At 57.3% G+C, this 17854-nt stretch carries 16 protein-coding genes; 12 read left to right on the top strand and 4 right to left on the bottom strand.

Annotated elements, in window-relative coordinates; translation table 11 throughout:
* Positions 1-711: a 5'-methylthioadenosine/adenosylhomocysteine nucleosidase gene (locus QWJ34_RS06215; protein WP_302726200.1), complete on the top strand. Its 711-nt coding sequence runs from the start codon at positions 1-3 to the stop codon at positions 709-711.
* Between the two features lie 198 nt (positions 712-909).
* Here QWJ34_RS06215 and QWJ34_RS06220 read toward each other — a convergent pair whose 3' ends face one another.
* Both QWJ34_RS06220 and rpsD read right to left on the bottom strand, forming a co-directional pair.
* Positions 910-4083: a transglycosylase domain-containing protein gene (locus tag QWJ34_RS06220; RefSeq protein WP_302726201.1), complete on the bottom strand. Its 3174-nt coding sequence runs from the start codon at positions 4081-4083 to the stop codon at positions 910-912.
* 261 nt (positions 4084-4344) lie between these two features.
* The gene (rpsD, locus tag QWJ34_RS06225; protein WP_302726202.1) at positions 4345-4947 is read right to left on the bottom strand and encodes a 30S ribosomal protein S4; all 603 of its coding nucleotides are present in this window, start codon (positions 4945-4947) and stop codon (positions 4345-4347) included.
* Positions 4948-5447: 500 nt separating this feature from the next.
* Here rpsD and QWJ34_RS06230 point away from each other — a divergent pair, with 500 nt between their 5' ends.
* The 4 genes from QWJ34_RS06230 to QWJ34_RS06245 all read left to right on the top strand — a co-directional run bounded on the left by QWJ34_RS06230 (position 5448) and on the right by QWJ34_RS06245 (position 9601).
* A complete protein-coding gene (locus QWJ34_RS06230; RefSeq protein ID WP_302726203.1) occupies positions 5448-7433 on the top strand; it encodes a sensor domain-containing diguanylate cyclase in 1986 nt (661 codons plus the stop codon).
* A 264-nt stretch (positions 7434-7697) separates the two neighbouring features.
* Entirely contained in the window at positions 7698-8813 is a 1116-nt protein-coding gene (locus tag QWJ34_RS06235; RefSeq protein WP_302726204.1) for an aminopeptidase, read from the top strand.
* Positions 8814-8913: 100 nt separating this feature from the next.
* Entirely contained in the window at positions 8914-9159 is a 246-nt protein-coding gene (locus QWJ34_RS06240; protein WP_302726205.1) for an HPr family phosphocarrier protein, read from the top strand.
* Between the two features lie 154 nt (positions 9160-9313).
* Positions 9314-9601 carry an Fpa/YlaN family protein gene (locus QWJ34_RS06245; protein ID WP_302726206.1) on the top strand — a complete coding sequence of 96 codons (288 nt, stop codon included), beginning with the start codon at positions 9314-9316 and terminating at the stop codon, positions 9599-9601.
* A 95-nt stretch (positions 9602-9696) separates the two neighbouring features.
* On the opposite strand, the gene cax is transcribed toward QWJ34_RS06245, so the two are convergent.
* A complete protein-coding gene (gene cax / locus QWJ34_RS06250; RefSeq protein ID WP_302726207.1) occupies positions 9697-10854 on the bottom strand; it encodes a calcium/proton exchanger in 1158 nt (385 codons plus the stop codon).
* A 187-nt stretch (positions 10855-11041) separates the two neighbouring features.
* On the opposite strand from cax, the gene QWJ34_RS06255 reads away from it, so the two are divergent.
* A complete protein-coding gene (locus QWJ34_RS06255) occupies positions 11042-11428 on the top strand; it encodes an Asp23/Gls24 family envelope stress response protein (RefSeq protein WP_302726208.1) in 387 nt (128 codons plus the stop codon).
* 135 nt (positions 11429-11563) lie between these two features.
* Here the strand turns inward: QWJ34_RS06255 and ftsW are convergent, their stop codons facing one another.
* The gene (gene ftsW, locus QWJ34_RS06260; RefSeq protein ID WP_302726209.1) at positions 11564-12850 is read right to left on the bottom strand and encodes a putative lipid II flippase FtsW; all 1287 of its coding nucleotides are present in this window, start codon (positions 12848-12850) and stop codon (positions 11564-11566) included.
* A gap of 228 nt (positions 12851-13078) precedes the next feature.
* Between ftsW and QWJ34_RS06265 the strand changes: the two genes are divergently transcribed.
* The 6 genes from QWJ34_RS06265 (at position 13079) to QWJ34_RS06290 (ending at position 17825) form a co-directional block, all read left to right on the top strand.
* Positions 13079-14245: a M20 family metallopeptidase gene (locus tag QWJ34_RS06265; RefSeq protein ID WP_302726210.1), complete on the top strand. Its 1167-nt coding sequence runs from the start codon at positions 13079-13081 to the stop codon at positions 14243-14245.
* Between the two features lie 146 nt (positions 14246-14391).
* Positions 14392-14829: a YlbF/YmcA family competence regulator gene (locus tag QWJ34_RS06270; RefSeq protein WP_302726211.1), complete on the top strand. Its 438-nt coding sequence runs from the start codon at positions 14392-14394 to the stop codon at positions 14827-14829.
* A 39-nt stretch (positions 14830-14868) separates the two neighbouring features.
* Positions 14869-15153, top strand: coding sequence for a YlbG family protein (locus tag QWJ34_RS06275; RefSeq protein ID WP_302726212.1), 285 nt, complete (start codon positions 14869-14871; stop codon positions 15151-15153).
* 283 nt (positions 15154-15436) lie between these two features.
* Positions 15437-15874: a hypothetical protein gene (locus QWJ34_RS06280; protein WP_302726213.1), complete on the top strand. Its 438-nt coding sequence runs from the start codon at positions 15437-15439 to the stop codon at positions 15872-15874.
* 135 nt (positions 15875-16009) lie between these two features.
* The gene (locus QWJ34_RS06285) at positions 16010-16954 is read left to right on the top strand and encodes a selenium metabolism-associated LysR family transcriptional regulator (RefSeq protein ID WP_302726214.1); all 945 of its coding nucleotides are present in this window, start codon (positions 16010-16012) and stop codon (positions 16952-16954) included.
* The gene (locus QWJ34_RS06290) at positions 16944-17825 is read left to right on the top strand and encodes a PHP domain-containing protein (protein ID WP_302726215.1); all 882 of its coding nucleotides are present in this window, start codon (positions 16944-16946) and stop codon (positions 17823-17825) included. Before QWJ34_RS06285 ends, QWJ34_RS06290 begins: the two co-directional genes overlap by 11 nt.
* The last annotated feature ends 29 nt before the right edge of the window (positions 17826-17854 follow it).

The following is a 17854-nucleotide window of genomic DNA, read 5'->3' on the forward strand; positions in this document are numbered from 1 at the left end:
ATGACGAAGACAATCGCCCTGATGGGCGCCATGGATGAAGAAGTCGGGCTGCTGCTCGGCGAGATGACGAATACCCGCAGCCGGACGGCTGCGGGTATTCGTTTCACGGAAGGGCTGTTTCGCGGCTGCCCGGTCGTGGTCTGCCGCTGCGGAGTCGGCAAAGTCAACGCGGCCGCCGCCGCTCAGGTGCTGGCCAGCGAATTCCGGATCGAAGCGCTGGTCTTTACCGGCGTGGCGGGAGCGCTCGATCCCGCGCTCGAAATCGGGGATATCGTCGTCTCGTCCGAAAGTGTGCAGCACGATATGGACGCATCTCCGCTGGGCTTCGCGCGGGGAATCATTCCTTTTCAGACAGAGTCGGTGTTCCCGGCCGATCCGGATTGGGTCCGGTTGGCGGAAGAGTCCTGCAAGGCGGCGGGAGTCCGCTTCGCGACCGGCAGGGTGCTGTCGGGCGACCGCTTCGTCGCCGACCGCGAAGAAGTGGCAAAGCTGCGCGAGGAGTTCGGCGGAGCCTGCACCGAGATGGAAGGGGCCGCGGTCGCGCAGGTTTGCCGGATGAACGGCATCCCGCATGTGATTATCCGCTCCATGTCGGATAAAGCCAACGGTGCGGCTCCGGAAAGCTTCGCCGAATTTACGGCTGCGGCTTCGGCCCGCTCGTTCGGGATCGTTTCGGGGATGCTGGAGCTGCGGGCGCTGCGGCAGCCGTAAACTTGGGTGCAAGCCGCTGCTTCGACACAGCCACTCTCCGTGTCGGGGAGTGGACGAAACGCGTCATGCCGCCGTACAGACGCTGATATAAGAAAAGAAGAACCCCCGGGATTCGCAGAACGCGAATCCCGGGGGTTCTTGTGGTTATCCGGCAACAACGGCTGCCGGAAGAAATGTAAAGTATGCGCCGCGATAAAATTACTGGCTTGCCGTGTACAGCGTCATGCTCTGCGGCGACTCGCCAGCTTCGTTGGAAGCCGAGACCTTGAACCAGGCCGTAAACGGAGCCTGCGCCGTGTAGGTGAACGACGGCGTCGAAGTCGTGCCGATTGCCGCAAACGGACCTTCGGCGGTGGCGCTGTAATAAACGGTGTAGGACGAAGCACCTTCCGAAGACGGCCAGCTGAGCTGAACGCCTTCGGCGGAAGAACTGCCCTGAAGCTGACTCGGTTCGGCCGGAGCCGTCACCGCAGCGGGCTCGCTGTCGGGCTGTTCTTGAGGCTGCTCCGTTTCCGGTTTCGGATCGGCCGCTTCGACCGGTTCCTGCGGATCTTCCGTTTCGGTATCGACCGGCGATTCTTCTTCGGTCTCGTTCGGCACAACTTCGCCTTCTACCACAGGATTTTCTTCCGCCGGCGGCGGAGTCTCTTCGACAATCGCCGGCGGCGCGGAGTAACCGACGATCCGGCTCGGCGAAGATTCGTTGCCGACCACGTCCACCGCGGCGACGTAATAGGAAGCTCCGGCGACGCCGGACGTTCCGAACTGCAGGAAATTGCCGGTCAGAACCGCATCCATATACTGATACGAAGCTCCGCCGTCCGTCGAGCGGTACAGGCGATAGCCGACTACATCGTTCTCCGGATTCGCCGTAAAAGCGATTGCGGTGCCGGAAGCGTTCATCCAAACGTTGACCGGAGCGGACGGAGCATAGCCGTCGTCGCCGCGCGGATCGACTTCTTTCGGTGCGTCGACGCCCGCGTCCGCCGGAATATAATAGCTGAGCGATTCCGCGTTCGGTACTTTGGACAGGACTTCTTTCAATTCGAGAATCAGCTGATTGATCGGTTTCTCCCGATTGACCGTTACTTTTTGCAGAACCATATCGTCCGGCGTTTCCGCGTGCGGCACGTAATTGACGCCGTTGTAGACGATATATCTCGAGTTGACGAGACCGTCGTCGTAATCGGTCGGCACGTATTTTTCATTGAAAATATCCGTGACGAGCTTGCCCGATTGCACGGTCAGGTCGGTCGGAAGCTTGCCGCTGTAACCCGATACGGTCTTGGAGACGATGCCTTCCGGCTTCGTAAACTCTTTGGTCGGGAACAGTTCCGGCTTGAGCGCCATAACGTCGTTCATGATCGCCGCCCATACGATCCGCGCGCGGCCTTTGTCGTCGTTCATCGTATTTTTCTGCACGGTGTAACCGGTCCACACACCGAGCGTCAGGTCCGGCGTGTAACCCATAAACCAGACATCGGCATAGTTCTGGGTGGAGCCCGTTTTACCGGCGATGGCAATATTTCCGTACTGATTGACCAGATTCGGGATATTGCCCACCGAAGCATTGCCGGTTCCGTCGCTAACGACGGTTTCCAGCATATTCGTCATTAGGTAAGCGGTTTGCGCCGAGAAGACGCGGCTCGGATTGATCTGATGTTTGTAGACGATATTGCCTTTGGAATCGACGATCTTGTCGATCATGTATGTCTCGTTGAATTCGCCGCCGTTGCCGATCGCCGCGTAAGCGCCGGTCAGCTCCTTGACGGTGACCCCGCTCGTCATCCCGCCGATCACGCCGGTACTGTTGTTATAGTCGCTGTCTTTGATCGTCGTAATGCCCAGCTTCTTGGCGAAAGCCCAGGCTTTGTCGATCCCGACTTTCTCGTTGAACAGCTTGAGCGCGGGAATATTCAGCGATTGATTGAGCGCGTAGCGCGCCGTAACCAAACCCTGGTAACGGCCGTTGGCGTTCTTCGGAATATGGTAGCCCGAGCCGGAAGGCAGAATGATCGGCGCGTCGTCGATCACGCCCGCCGGCTGGATCAGCCCGCTGTCGAGCGCCGGCAGATACGCGGCGATCGGCTTCATGGTCGAACCCGGCTGACGCACCATTTGCGTGGACAGGTTCATCTCCTGCGTATCGAAACTTCGGCCTTCGATCATGCCGATTACCGCGCCGGTCTTCTGATCGACAAGGCTGGCGGCAACCTGCTGCGGCAGCCCGTCGGGATCGTCGACGCCGAAGTGGGCCGGATTCTCCGCGATATTGCGCATCGTTTTGTAGATATCCCGGTCGATCGTCGTATAGACTTTATAGCCGCCGGTCAGCAGCATCTGGTTCGCGGCTTCGTAAGAAGACGTGCCTTCGCCGGAAGCCGCGTCGCCGCCGGGATTCTCCAGCGTCATAATGATCTTGGTCGCTTCGCGTTCCACTTCCGCCATCAAGTACGGATAAGTTGCGTAAGCTTTCGGCGTACGCGCGGCCAGCGACGTTTCCAGATCGAAATCGAGCGCTTCCTTGTACTGGACCTGCGTGATTTTGCCGTCTTCGAGCATGTTTTCAAGCACGCGGTGCTGACGGCTGACCGCGCTGGCGAAGCCTTTTTCGTTCAAAGCGCCGCGGCTGTCGAACGCCGAGTAGGTCGTCGGAAGCTGGGGGAGCCCGGCCAGGTAGGCGGCCTGCGCCAGATTGAGCTTCGACGGGTCGGACAAGCCGAAAATGCCTTTGGCCGCCGCTTTGACGCCGAACAGATTGTAGCCGGACGAACCTTTGCCGAACGGCATTTTATTGAGATAGGCGGTAATAATTTCTTCTTTGGACAGGAATCGTTCCATGCGCAGAGAAAGAAGGATTTCCTTGATCTTGCGATCGTTGGTCTTGTCGAGGCTCAGGAACACCCGGCGGGCGAGCTGCTGGGTGAGTGTGCTGCCGCCTGTCTGCACCGGCTCGTTAAGCACTTTTTGCTTGACGGCGCGCAGCGTGCCTTTGGTATCGATGCCCGGGTGCTCGTAAAAGCTTTTGTCTTCGATCGAAACGAGCGCGTCCATTACATTCTGCGGAATCTGGTCGTAGCCGACGGGCCTGCGGTCCTCGTCGGTGCGCAGCTGGCCGATGGGACTGGTATCCCGAAAATAAGCAAAGCCCGTGATGGCGTCCTCGTCGATGGCCTGTTCGATCGCGGCTCGCGAGCGGACAGGTTCGTCTTTGAGAATGGAAGTTATATATCCGGCCACCGTGCCTCCCGCAAAAAGAACCGCCGCAAATCCCAGGATAACCATCCATTTAAAAAAGGTCAGCGTTTTGCGGAAAAACGATTTTTTCTTGACGGAAGGTTTCGTTTTGGGCGTTTTGGTTTCTTCAGCCATTGGCGTATCTTCCTCCTTTGTTTCAATCCATACACCCGTGCAGGGAAGCGAACCGGGGCGGCTGTAACCCGAGCCGCTGCATGGTAAACGAACAGGGCTTATTATAGCACAAAAAAGGCAAAAGAAGCATAGGAAATGGGGAGCGGGCCGGGAGAGAAACAAGGCGGCCGGTGAAAGGAAAAGCAGGGGAGTAAAGTGCCGAACGGCATAAAAAAATACCCGCAAGCCGGAAAGCTTGCGGGTATTTGGACCGAACAGGGATTAACGGTTGTAGAATTCGACGATTTGTTTTTCGTCGATTTCTTGCGACAGCTCGGCGCGCTCGGGCAAACGGATGTATTTGCCTTCGATCGCCGTATCGTTGTACTCCAGGTAAGCCGGGATAAACGCACGATTTTCCAGCGCTTCTTTAACCGAGGACAGACCGCGGCTTTTTTCGCGAAGGCCGATCACGTCGTTCAGGCTTACCGCGTAGGAAGCGATGTCGACTTTTTTGCCGTTAACCGTTACGTGTCCGTGAGCGACCAGCTGACGCGCGCCTGCGCGGGAGTTGGCGAAGCCCAGACGATACACGAGGTTGTCCAGACGGCTTTCCAGCAGGAACATAAAGTTCTCGCCGGCGATGCCTTGCATTTTTTGTGCTTTTGCAAACAGGGTGCGGAATTGCTTCTCGCCCAGACCGTACGTGTGACGCAGCTTTTGCTTTTCTTGCAGCTGCATACCGTAGTTGCTCAGCTTTCTGCGCTGGTTGGCGCCGTGCTGACCCGGAGGGAAGTTGCGTTTCTTGATTTCTTTGCCAGTACCGCTCAGGGAAATACCCAGACGGCGGCTGAGTTTGAATTTAGGGCCTGTGTAACGTGCCATATCGGAAAAACTCCTTTGTCATGTTTAATGACCGGGGAACCGTGTGCGCCGTGTTTGGTTTCGCGTACGCAGGCCGGAGACGTTATCCTTTATATAAGGAAGAAACGAATCAGCGTACTCATACCGGGAAAGTTCAGCCGCTGTCCCGATAGCAACCAAGCACGTGAGGGTGACGCACTGTTACACCCGGATACGTAGGTATCCGGCGTTCATACATCGTTAAATTCTATAGCACAAACGAATTCGAGTCAAGGGTTAAAATAAAGATCGCCGAAGGGAAAACAAGACGGGAAAACCTGAATAAGCCGAAAGACCCATTAGAATACAAAAACAGCGAAAAATAAGATGCAAAAGTGGGGCGAAAAGAGTAAAATGGGAGGGAAGCATTTCAGGAGAAACACAAGAAGGCTTCCCTTCCGCATGCCGAACGGCATGGGCGCGAAGCTTTATAATCGATTATATGCAGCAGAAGGCACTGTTTTCGGCAAAGGAGAGAAGTTATGTCCGAACATTCAGGAAAGAACCCGGTGGAAGAAATCCGGCGCGGCGAAGTCAGCGAAGCGCTGTTCCCCGTCGTTTCCCGCCGCGATCCGTCTTTCTGGATTCAGTCCGTCGACATCGGCACGGCCGATTTTCCTTATATAGAACCTTTGCTTAAGGAAAGCTTCATCGATTGGATGCAGCAGAACGCTTCGTCTTCTTTTATATCGGAGGCCGAATGGTTTTTGTTTAGCAATGAAGGCGACTCGGTGGCCGGAGCTCCCGAATTGATCCGCCGCCTTAACGAAGAGCCCGCCCACGCGGGCTGGGTAGCGCTCGCCCGGCGGGAAGCCGTGCTGGTACCCGCGCGGCTGCATACGGGAGCGTGGATGCAGGAGTATGTCACGCTGGCCGTTCCGGTATTCAGCCGGACGCGCGGCGAAGTATTCGCCGTGCTGGGCTGCGCGGTGCCGGAACGTCTTTCTTCCGGCATGATGCCGATTGTGGAGATGGCGGCTCGGCATTTCCGCACCTGCTTCTACCAGAGGCTCGAATACTCGTTTATTCACGACGCGCTGTACACCCGGCAGGCGGGAGCCCATTCGCTTAGCGGCGATTCGGCTTTGTTTCGCATGGTCCGGAGGCTGTACGACAAGTTCGACGTGGGAGGGGTGCTGGAAGAACTGCAGCGCATCGTATTGACGCTGCATCCGGCGGCCGACTGCCGGCTGCTGATGACCCAGGATTATCCGAATCCCAATCCCCTGTTGAACGTGAGCCTGCTGGATCAGCGCAAGCAGGGCATTTGCACGACCGCCTTTATGAGGGGCAGCGTCGAAGTCGAGCACAAGCCGAAGCCCGGCCGTCCGGAACGGATCGGCGTCGCTCTTCCGCTTGCGGGACATCAGGGTATCTACGGCGTGCTGCACTTTACGCTCGACGTTCCGCCGGAAGGCTTTAACGCCGGCCTGCTCAGCATGGTATCGGACACCGCGGGCAAAGCGTTCGAGAACGCCAAGCTGTACGAACAGTCGAATCTGCTGATCCGCGAGCTGCTGCTGATTAACGAGCTGACCAAACGGCTCAATCAGAATCTGCAGCTCAGCGACGTGTTCTCGTTCGCGATTCAGGAACTGGTAGGCATTTTCCGCGCCGAGTACTGCTGCATTCTCAAAGACAATCCGGCGGAGAATCGCTTCGACGTTATGGCCTGCAGCCTGCCGGAGCTTCAGGGCGCTTCGTTCAGCCGCGATTACGGCTTCGGCGGCGCGGTGCTGCGCACGCAGGAACCGCTGATTATATCGGATTACCTGGAGTCCGGCATGCCGTCGCGTTTTATGGAACTGTCCGAAGCCCGTTCGATGATCGCCGCGCCCCTGATCTCGAACGGCAAAGCGATGGGAGCGGTTCTGCTCGCCCAACGCGAGCATCACTATTTTTCGTACGAAAATTTCAAGCTGCTGCAAATGCTGTCGACGCATATCGGTCTTGCGCTCAGCAATGCCACCTTGCATGCGGAGCTTCAGCGAATGGCCAACCGCGATGCGCTGACGGGGCTGTATGTGCGCCGTCATCTCGACGAACAGATCCATACCCATCAGCTGGAAGGTTCCAAAGGCTCGCTGCTCGTGATCGATATCGACCGGTTCAAGCAGGTCAACGATACGTACGGCCATCAGATCGGCGATTCCGTTCTGCAGCAGGTAAGCGCCATCTTGAGCGGTTCGATCCGGGCGACCGACGTATCGGCCAGATGGGGCGGCGAAGAACTGGCGGTTTACTTCCCGGAAACGACGCTGGACGAAGCGCTGATTGTGGCCGAGCGGATTCGCAGTGGAGTCGCCGAAGAAACGCGCCCTGCCGTTACCGTTTCGTGCGGAGTCGCCGACTGGGCGCAGGGCGACGCTTCGATCAGCGTGGAGTCGCTGTTCTATCGGGCCGACATGGCGCTGTACCAGGCCAAGCACAGCGGACGCAACCGGATTCAGACGGCGGTTGCCGATTGACGCTCCGTTTCGGTTTTCCGAAGTTTTGACCGTATTGGAATTTAAGCGTTCCGCAATGCCTCTTCGGCTGAGCGGAACGCTTTTTGGTTTGTTCCCGGGCGCCGGACGTTCTTCAACGCCCCGGACCCGGCGACTTCACCCGGTGACTTCAAGCGGGGGAAATGCTACAATGGGTAGGCTATCGGCGGCCGATTGCGGACCGCCGTTCAATAAGAAGTTCCGGGCGCCCGCGCCCGGAACCGATTCGTAGGAGGAACTGACTGCATGCGTGACCCCAGAGTACAGAAATTGGCTAAAACGCTGGCGGGCTATTCCGTCAACGTTCAGCCGGGCGAGAACATTCTGGTCGAGATGATCGGACCGGAGCGCGATCTGCTGCAGGCGGTCGTGGAAGAAATCAGCGCGCTCGGCGGCAATCCGTTCGTACAGCTGACGGACAAGATGGTGCAGCGCACGCTGCTGATGAACGCGACGGAAGAGATGATCCGCACCTGGGCGGAGACGGACCTGAACCGCATGAAGCAGATGCAGGGCTACATCGGCATCCGTTCCGGCGAGAACGTCAACGAACTGGCCGATGTGCCGGAAGACAAGATGAAGATATACAACGCGCTGTACAACCATCCGGTGCACAGCGAACAGCGCGTCAAGCGCACGAAATGGGTCGTGCTGCGTTATCCGAGCGCGAGCATGGCGCAGCTGGCGAATATGAGTACGCAGGCGTTCGAGGACTTCTATTTTGACGTGTGCAACCTGGATTACGCGAAGATGGACCGCGCGCAGGATTCGCTCCAGACGCTGATGAACCGGGCGGAGAAGGTGCGCATCGTCGGACCGGGCACGGACCTGTCGTTCTCGATCGAGAACATCCCGGCGATCAAATGCTCGGGCACCGCGAATATTCCGGACGGCGAAGTGTACACCGCGCCAGTGCGCGATTCCGTCAACGGCACGATCGCGTACAACGCGGCCAGCGTATACAACGGCATCACGTTCGAGAACGTGACGTTCCGGTTCGAAAACGGCAAAATTGTCGAAGCGACGGCCAACGATACGGAGAAGCTGAACAAGATTCTCGACTCCGACGAAGGTGCCCGCCATATCGGCGAGTTCGCGATCGGCTTCAACCCGTATATCCTGACTCCGATGAAAGATACGCTGTTCGACGAGAAGATCGCCGGCAGCCTGCACTTCACGCCGGGCCAGGCTTACGAGATTGCCGACAACGGCAACCGTTCGTCGATCCACTGGGACCTGGTGCTGATCCAGCGTCCGGAATACGGCGGCGGAGAAATTTATTTCGACGACCGGCTGATTCGCAAAGACGGCATCTTCACCGTGCCGGAATTGGAATGCCTGAATCCCGAAAACTTGAAATAGGTTTCAGACGCGAGGAAAACGGTTGATAAGAAAGCGGATTCACGTTATGATGAAAGACGTGAGTACCGTTTTTATTTCAGAGACAGACGGAGGGATAGAAATGGCTAAAAACAATGCTGCAGTAGTTGAAATCGCGCAGACCGCATCCCGCTACTCTTCTTCGATCGTTCTGCAGGCGGAGAACAAGTACATCGACGTAAAAAGTATTCTGGGCCTGTTTACGACGCTCGTAAGCAACCAGCAGTACGAACTGCACGTCATCGGACCGGACGCCGAAGAAGCGAAAGCCGCAATGGTCGAAGTGTTCGAGAAGCACGGACTGAACGTCGCGATCGCGCCGGAGTAACCGCAAGCGGAATGAAAACCGGCACCGCCCGAATCCCAACGGGCGGTGCTTTTCCTTGCGTTTTGCAAGCCGGTTCTTGTATTACCTTTTAAATTCGTCTAATATTAGATTTAGAATCGGCCGGCCACACTTTCGGGCATGGGGGGGAGAAAATATGACTTCATCTGAGGTGCAGGAACAATTTCAAATTAAGGCAGCGACTCTTCTTCAAGAAGATGCAAATAAAATCGAGAAGCTGATTGAAGTGCAGATGGAGAATCTGGCAACCCGCCACTGTCCTCTCTATGAGGAAGTACTGGATACGCAAATGTACGGTTTTTCCAGACAGGTCGATTTTGCGATCCGGGCGGGTCTCGTAGGCGAGACGGAAGGCAAGCAGATCGTCAGCAAGCTGGAACGCAATCTCGCGGTTCTCTACGAAGCCCTGAATAACAAGGAATAGAGATTTCGCCTGTTCCCGGGCTCCGACATATCAAAAGCGCCTGAAGCCGAAGCTTCAAGCGCTTTTTTTGTTGCGCGCACAGCCGCCGGAAACGGTCAATGCACCATATAGAACGAAACGCCGAGGATAATATAAACGGCGATCAGAAGAAGCCCTTCGTACCAGTTGGTCTCCCCGTCCTGGATAATCGATTTGGCCACGAACACGGAGACGGCGATCGCGACGATCTCGATCGTCGAGAAGACGATATCCATCGTACCGCTCAGGCCGCCCATGAAGAAGCTGACGAAGATCAGCACGGGAGCGACGAACAGCGAGATCTGCAGACTGCTGCCGACGGCGATCTCGACCGAAGCGCCGATCTTGTTCTTCATGGCGAGCATGATCGCGGCGCTGTGCTCGGCGGCGTTGCCGACAATAGCGACAACGAACGCCCCGACAAACAGTTCGCTGAGGCCGAACTGGACCGTAAACGTCTCCAGCGTGCCGACCAGCCATTCGCTGACGAAAGCGACCATAACGGTGGCGATCACCAGATACAGGATCGAGCGTCCTTTGGACCAGGCTGGCTCTTCGGCGTGTTCTTCGGCATGCGCCGGCGCTCCGGACGCCGTTTCCGCGCCGTCCGCAGGAAGAACGCTGCCTGCCGCGGCCGCGCCGGCGGAAGCCGCGGACAATTCGGCGGGATCGGCCAGGTATTCTTTGTGCGTCACGAGCGAGAAGAGCAGCCAGGCGAGATAAGCCGCGATCAGGATGCCGGCCACGATCAGGCTGAGCGTGTCGATCTGGAGCCCTTCGATCGAATGGGTGTTCAGGAACACCGCCGGCACGAACAGGGCGATCACCGCCACGATCATCAGCGATCCGTTCATGCCGGCGAGAGGTACGTTGAAGCGCTGGATCTTGAACTTCAGCCCGCCGGCGAACAAACTGAGGCCGAGCACGAGCAGCAGGTTGCCGATAATCGAGCCGGTCAAGCTGGCTTTGACCATGTCGAACAGCCCTTCTTTGACAAGCAGGACGGCGATAATCAGCTCGGCCGCATTGCCGAACGTCGCGTTCAGAAATCCGCCCAGCCGCTGGCCGGCGTAATGGGCGACGCTTTCGGTGGCGCGCCCGAGGAATCCGGCCACGAAGATAACGGACAGCGCGGACAGCACGAATTCCAGCGTGGAATTCCAGTGCAGCAGATGACCGGCCGCGCTGAGCGCGAAAGTGCCGATCAGCAGAATCGGGGAAAGCAGTTTTTTCATGGGACAGTCCTCCATCGCAAAAATTCGTTATGTAAAAATGAAAATAAACAATCCTCTCACAATATACGCTACTTCGCCTTCAAGTGAAACGATCCCGAAAGCGGGAATGCGAAAAAAGCAAAATCTGCATTTGCGCTTCAAGGGGGTTAGCCTTTAAACTAGAGCTATGAAGGAAGGAGGGATGGTCATGTCCGAACAGGTACAACTGGACAATGGAAACGTACGGATCGCCAACGATGTCGTGGCCAAGATCGCGGGAATGGCCGCGCTGGAAACGCCGGGGATTGCCGCGATGTCCGGCGGGCTGTCGGAAGGCTTTGCCAAGCGGCTGAGCGGGAAAAACGTGCAGAAGGGCGTAACCGTAGAGGTCGGGCAGCTTGAAGCTGCGATCGACCTGCGCATCATCGTGCTGTACGAAACGCCGATTCACGAGGTCTGCCGCATGCTTCAACAGAACGTCAGGGAAGCGGTGGAGAACATGACCGGCCTGAAAGTGGTTGAAGTCAACGTCAAAGTCGAAGGAGTCGCCTTCAAAGACGATATTTCGATCGAGGAGCCGTCCCGGATCCGCTGAGCGCCTAAGCTTCCGGCGGAGCCGGCACCGATTCTCGGGGTATCGGCCGGCTGCTTCGGTCAAACCGCGCAAAAAAGGTTCTTCCGCAGATGCGGAAGAACCTTTTTCTATGTGGCATCCGGCATAAAGCCGATATTACCGCGAACGATACAGAGCCGTCCGGCGTTCCGGCACGGTAACGGTCTGCGACTTTTCTTCTTTGACCGCGGGAACCGCTTTTTTGGAATCGCGGGAAATACTGAGCAGGATGCCCATGCTGAACAGCGTAATCAGCAGGGAAGTGCCGCCCGCGCTGATAAACGGCAGCGTAACGCCGGTCAGCGGAATCGTGTTGGAGACGCCGCCGATATTGATAAAGGCCTGAATGCCGATCAATCCGACGATGCCCACGCCCGTCAGCGTGCCGAATACGTCCGGGCAGCGCAGCGAGACGAGCAGCCCTCTCCACAGGAAGTACAGATACAGCAGCAGGAATACGGCGGTGCCGATAAAACCGAATTCTTCGCCGATAATCGCGAAAATAAAGTCGTTGTGCGCATTGGACAGATACGACAGCTTTTGCACGCTTTGTCCGTAGCCCGCGCCGGTCACGCCGCCTTCGCCGATCGCGATCAGCGAGTTGAGCAAATTCTGCGTCGATCCTTTTTCGTCGGCGAACGGATTGAGATAGGCTTGAATCCGGCCTACCTGATAGTTCGAACTTGCGCTGGTTTCGTCCGCCGTCTGATGCGTCAGCAGCGCTTTGCCGCCGAGGAACAGTCCCAGGATAATGACGAGAATCGCTACCGAACCCAGAATATGCTTGAGACTCGCGCCGCCCGCATAGATAACCAGGAAGCAGGCGGAGACCAGGATCATGCAGGAACCCAGATCGGGCTGGAGCATGACCAGGCCGGCTACGAACGAGACGATTACGATAACCGGCATAAAGCCCGAGCGCAGGTCGCGGAACTTGTCGCCTTTCTTGGCGATCAGGGCGGACAAGTACAAAATGGTACTGATCTTCGCCAGTTCGGTCGGCTGGAAGGAAAACAATTTTCCGATTGTAATCCAGCTGTGCGCGCCATTGACAGCCGGCATGAACAATACGACGACCAGCATAAGAAACGTAATCAGAAACATCGGGATAAACAGTTTCTTGAATCGCTTGTAAGGAATATTCATAACAACCAGCATCACGATGATACCCAATATGGCGTACTGAAATTGAGACATTGTAAAATAGAGCGGATTGTATTCGAATTTCTTGCCCAGCAGCGTAACGCTTGAGCTTGCGCTGAACACCATCAGCAGACCGAAGCCCGTCAGGATCAGCGTCAGGATCAGCAGCTGGAAATCCGGCGGCGCTTTCTGGACTCTGGTTCTCGCTGTCTTTTTGTTTGCGGCGCTTTGTTTTACTCGGTTGTTGTTCACTGTGCTCATGTTCGCTTCAATCCTTCGGCGGACGCTGCGGAAGCGCCGTTGATGTGGGAATGTGACAGGCAGGACAAACCGGCTCTTCCTTCCGTACGGTTATAAAATCTCATTCTTCATCATAATCGCTTTGAAAGAGCGGTGCAAGACCTGCCATGGATATGGGCTGGGCTTTTGTTTTTTGCTACAATGTTTACATAAACGCCGGCAGACCCGGAAAGAAAGGAATTACCCAAGATGAACGAGACTGTGCAAAAAGGATTTGAAGAGATGGTGGAGTGGCGCAGACATCTGCACCGCAACCCCGAGCTTTCGTATAAAGAAAAAGAAACGGCGGCGTTCGTCGCGGAAAAATTGAACAGCTTCGGCATCGAGGTTCGCACAAACTTGGGCGGCTACGGTTTGATCGGCACCGTTCGCGGGGCGCTGCCCGGCAAGGCGGTCGCGCTGCGCGCCGATATGGACGCGCTGCCGATCCGGGAGGAAAGCGGCGCGGAGTACGCTTCGCTTCGCGACGGCGTGATGCACGCCTGCGGCCACGACGGGCATACGTCGGCGCTGCTGGGCGCGGCGAGGTACTTCGCGGAGCGGAGGGATACGCTGCGAGGCGAAGTGAGGCTGCTGTTCCAGGCGTCGGAAGAAGTCTGCCCCGGCGGGGCCAAGCCGCTGATCGAACACGGGGCGCTCGACGGCGTGGACGCGGTATACGGCGTGCATCTGTGGACGCCGCTGCCGGTAGGAACGGTCGCATCGGTCGACGGGCCGATGATGGCTTCGACGGACGAGTTTTTTATCGATATTACGGGACGCGGCGGACACGGCGGCATGCCGCACGAAGCGGTCGACAGCATCGTGGCGGCTTCGGCGCTGGTCATGCAGCTGCAAACGGTAGTCAGCCGCTCCGTCGATCCGCTGATGCCGGCCGTGGTAAGCATCGGAACGATTCACGGAGGCTTTGCGCAGAACGTGGTCGCGGAGAAAACGCGCATTACGGGAACGGTGCGCACCTTCAACGAAGAAACGAGAGCGCTGATCCGCCGGCGGATCGAAACGATGTGCCGGCAGGTCGCCGAAGCGTACGGCGCCGGGGCGGAGGTCGAGTATATGGTCGGGTATCCGGCGCTGGTCAACGACGAGGCCGAAACCGCACGGTTTTTCCGGGTCGCGCCCGCCGCGCTTCCGGAACATCGAGTCGAAACGGCCAAGCCGCTGATGCCCGCCGAAGACTTCGCTTATTACCTCCGGGAACGTCCGGGGTGCTTCATGCTCGTGGGAGCGGGTAATACCGAAAAGGGATTCGTTTATCCTCACCACCATCCCAAGTTCGATTTCGACGAATCGGCGATGCAGGCTTCGGCTTCTCTGCTGATCGCGATGGCGGAATCTTTTTTGACAGAGAAGTAAGAAAGGCTGACGCGCAAGGGAAGACGTCCTGACTCGTCCTCTTTTGTTAAAGGCTTACATCCTGCGCGGCGTTGTGCTATGATAATTGTACCTGCCCGGCCCGGGTGGGATCGGGTAGAGTTTTAGTGTAGAAGCGGGATGAAACAATGAGCGTATCGGAGATTGAAACAGTCGATATGGCCCGTGTGCTTATGAGCGCATACGATTTGGGCGATATGATCAACGGTTCTGTCGAAGTTGCGGATTACTTATATTGGCGCGAACGGATGCAGGAGCATCCGGAAGTGCGGCGGCTCGTTGTCGAGCTGAACGCCAGGAAAGAATTGTTTGAAGAAGCGCAGCGGTTCGGACACTTTCACCCGAATTATCACGCTGCGAAAGAAGAAGTCGAGCTGGTCGAGCGGGAGATGGAACAGATCGAGGCGGTCGCCCGTTTCAAGGCGGCGGAGAAAGCGCTCGACGACCTGCTCTTTGAAATGTCGGAGACGATCGCTTACTCGGTTTCCGCGAGCATCAAGGTACCCGGCAACGATCCGCTGCCCAAGAAAGGCTGCGGAAGCGGCGGTGCCTGCGGCTGCGGATGAGGGCGTCGATTCCATCACAGAAAGCGGGGTGCGAACGTTATGGTTCCGGAACGGATAGGCTACATCGTATGGGTAAGCGATCTTAAAGCGGCGCGAAATCTTGAGAAATATGGAACGCTTCATTACGTTTCGCGCCGCATGCATTATGCTGTCGTTTACCTCAACGCCGATCGCGCGGAGGAAACGGCCAAAAATATGCGCAGACTGTCTTACGTACGCAAAATCGAAAGATCGCATCGGACGGATTTGAAGACGGATTACGGCAGCAAGCTCCCGGAAGAGGCTTCAGCCGAACTGCTGGATTCCGAAGCGCTGTCGGGTTGATGACGAAAACAACGGCGGCATGTTAGAGAAGCGGCCCAAGCTTGGGCCGCTTCTTCTGCAACATGGGCGCCTTGAGCCGCGCTTCTTGGCACGGGGCGTTTGTTCGGAACTTTCGACGCTATCGATTCGAAAAACGGCGCCTGCGCTCCGAAAAACGGCCTGAAACTTCACAATTCCTGATTGGCTTGTATAACATAGAGGCATGATGTAATATATTGGGTATATATACATAGATAGAAAGACCTAAAAAGGACCAAGTCTAGTCTCTGGAGAGTGATAAACGGTGCGGGATAAGGCTACGGAACGATGGAGCACTTACGAACCTTTTTTCATCGCTCTCGGTGACAAAAAGGTAGCGGACATCGTCATTACGAATCATGCCAAAGGCCGCTACGGCGATCGGATCGAATCGGACGGAAAAAGTGCGGAAGACATCGCTGCCTGGTTGTGGGAATGTTTGAAAATGAAACAGATCGTTTCATACTACCGCAACGAGGAAGACGTCTACCTGATCGACGAAGATATCGTGATGGTAGCCGAATTCGGCGAACTTGCCGGACCGTATCCGGCCGAGGGAGGACCGCTGCACAAAATGATTGTCGTTACGTTCCTCGGCAAAATGTCGGAGACCATCGAACTGCGAGACCTGAAATCGTATTATTCGTGGCTGCGGCATTCTCGGCGCATGACGCTGATGAAGAACGGGCGCAAGAAAAAGTAGCGGCGGATTTGGCAAAAGGATGTCCGGGAACGGCGTTCGAAGAACGGCGCAATTCAAAACGGCCGTTCCAATCGAATAAGCAAGCACTGTGCATGGAAATTCATTTTTCATGCTTTTTTTACGAGGAGGCAAGCAATGGCGCTTAATTTTCACCAACTGCATATTTTTCATACCGTGGCCGAAAAAGGCAGCTTTTCCGCGGCGGCCGCAGCGATGCACATGACCCAGCCGGCAGTGACGATGCAAATCCAGACGCTGGAGGAGTATTTCGGCACCAAGCTGCTGAATCGCTCGACGAAGAAAATCGAACTGACGGAATCGGGGCGCATGCTGCTGCCGTACGCCCGGCGAAGCATTGAGCTGATGCGCGAAACCGATACGGAAATGGCCCGCTTTACGCATAAACTGGAAGGACGGCTGCAGTTCGGCGCGAGCAATACGATCGGCGAATACGTACTGCCGCCGCTGCTGGTGCCGTTCGGCCGCCAGCACCCGAATATCGCCATCTCGCTGAAAGTGATGAATACAACGCAGATTCTCGACGAAATCGCCCGGCATACGCTCAACTTCGGTCTGGTGGAAGCGCCGGTCGTCCATCCCGATATCGTCAGCGAATCGGTTATGCACGACGAGCTGCGGCTGATCGTTCCGGCGGGGCACGCGCTGGCGCGGCAGAGTTCGGTGACGCTCGAAGAAGCGTCCGCCTACCCGTTCGTGCTGAGAGAAGAAGGATCGGGCACGCGCCAGGTGATGGAAGACGAATGGAGGGCGAAAGGAATCGACCCGAGCCGGCTGCAAACGGTGATGGAGCTGGGCAGCACGGGGGCGGTGAAGTCGGCGGTCGAAGCGGGGCTGGGCCTCACGATGCTGTCGCCTTCTTCGGTCAAGCACGAGCTGTCGCTCGGTCTGCTTCACGCCGTGCCGGTGCGGGACGCTTCGTTCAAAAGACAGTTTTATTCCGTCCGGTTGAAATCGACGCTGCTGCCGATCGCGGCTGTGGCTTTCTTGAATTTTCTGCGCGACCGGCAGACCGAATCGGCCGGCACGGAGACGGAAGGGGGAAGCCGGGATGAGGCATGAAGGAATTTACGACCTGCATATGCACAGCACGTCTTCGGACGGCATGAATACGCCCGCCGAGCTGGCGGAACTGGCGGCGGAGCGGGGACTGGCCGGATTCGCGCTCACCGACCACGACACGGTGGCGGGCGTGCCGGAGGCGGCCGCGGCGGCGGAACGGTCGGGACTGGACTTCGCGCCGGGAGTGGAAATCAGTACGCGCGCGGGCGGCAAAGACATCCATATGCTCGGTTATTTCTTCGATCCGTCGGACGGGAAGTTCCGGGAACGCCTGGCGGGTCTGCGCGGCGTGCGCGACCTTCGCAACGACCTGATTCTGGAGCGGCTGCGCGAGCTCGGCGTGGAGATTACGCTTGAAGAAGTCAAAGACCGCGGCGGGCGTCCGCTCGGTCCCGGCGAAAGCGTCGGGCGTCCGCATATGGCGGATGTGCTCGTGCGCAAAGGATACGCGGACGATCTGCGCGATGCGTTCGACAAGTATCTGGCCGAAGGCGCGGCCGCTTACGTCTCGCCCCCGCGCATTACGCCGCGCGAAGCGGCGGACTGGATTCGCGAGGCCGGCGGCGTGCCGGTGCTGGCGCATCCCGGACTGTACGGCGACGACGCGCTCGTGCGCGAGGTGTTGGACGATGCGAAGCCTGCCGGCATCGAAGTGCGGCATCCCGATCATTCGCCGGAAGACGAAGCGCGTTATCGGCTGCTGGCGGAAGAATACGGTCTGCTGACGACGGCGGGGTCGGATTATCACGGCGTGCGGCAGGGGAAAGTATTCCACGGGGAGATTGGGAAGTATACGGTTGAGACGCCGTCGTTTATCACTCTTCGCTCCGGTTGTTTTCCTTCGGAAAGCCAAAGTCGCTCCGAGCGATAAACGACGGCTGCTGGGGTGGGGGAGAGCGG

The sequence above is a fragment of the Saccharibacillus sp. CPCC 101409 genome (assembly GCF_030518235.1).
GTDB lineage: Bacteria > Bacillota > Bacilli > Paenibacillales > Paenibacillaceae > Saccharibacillus.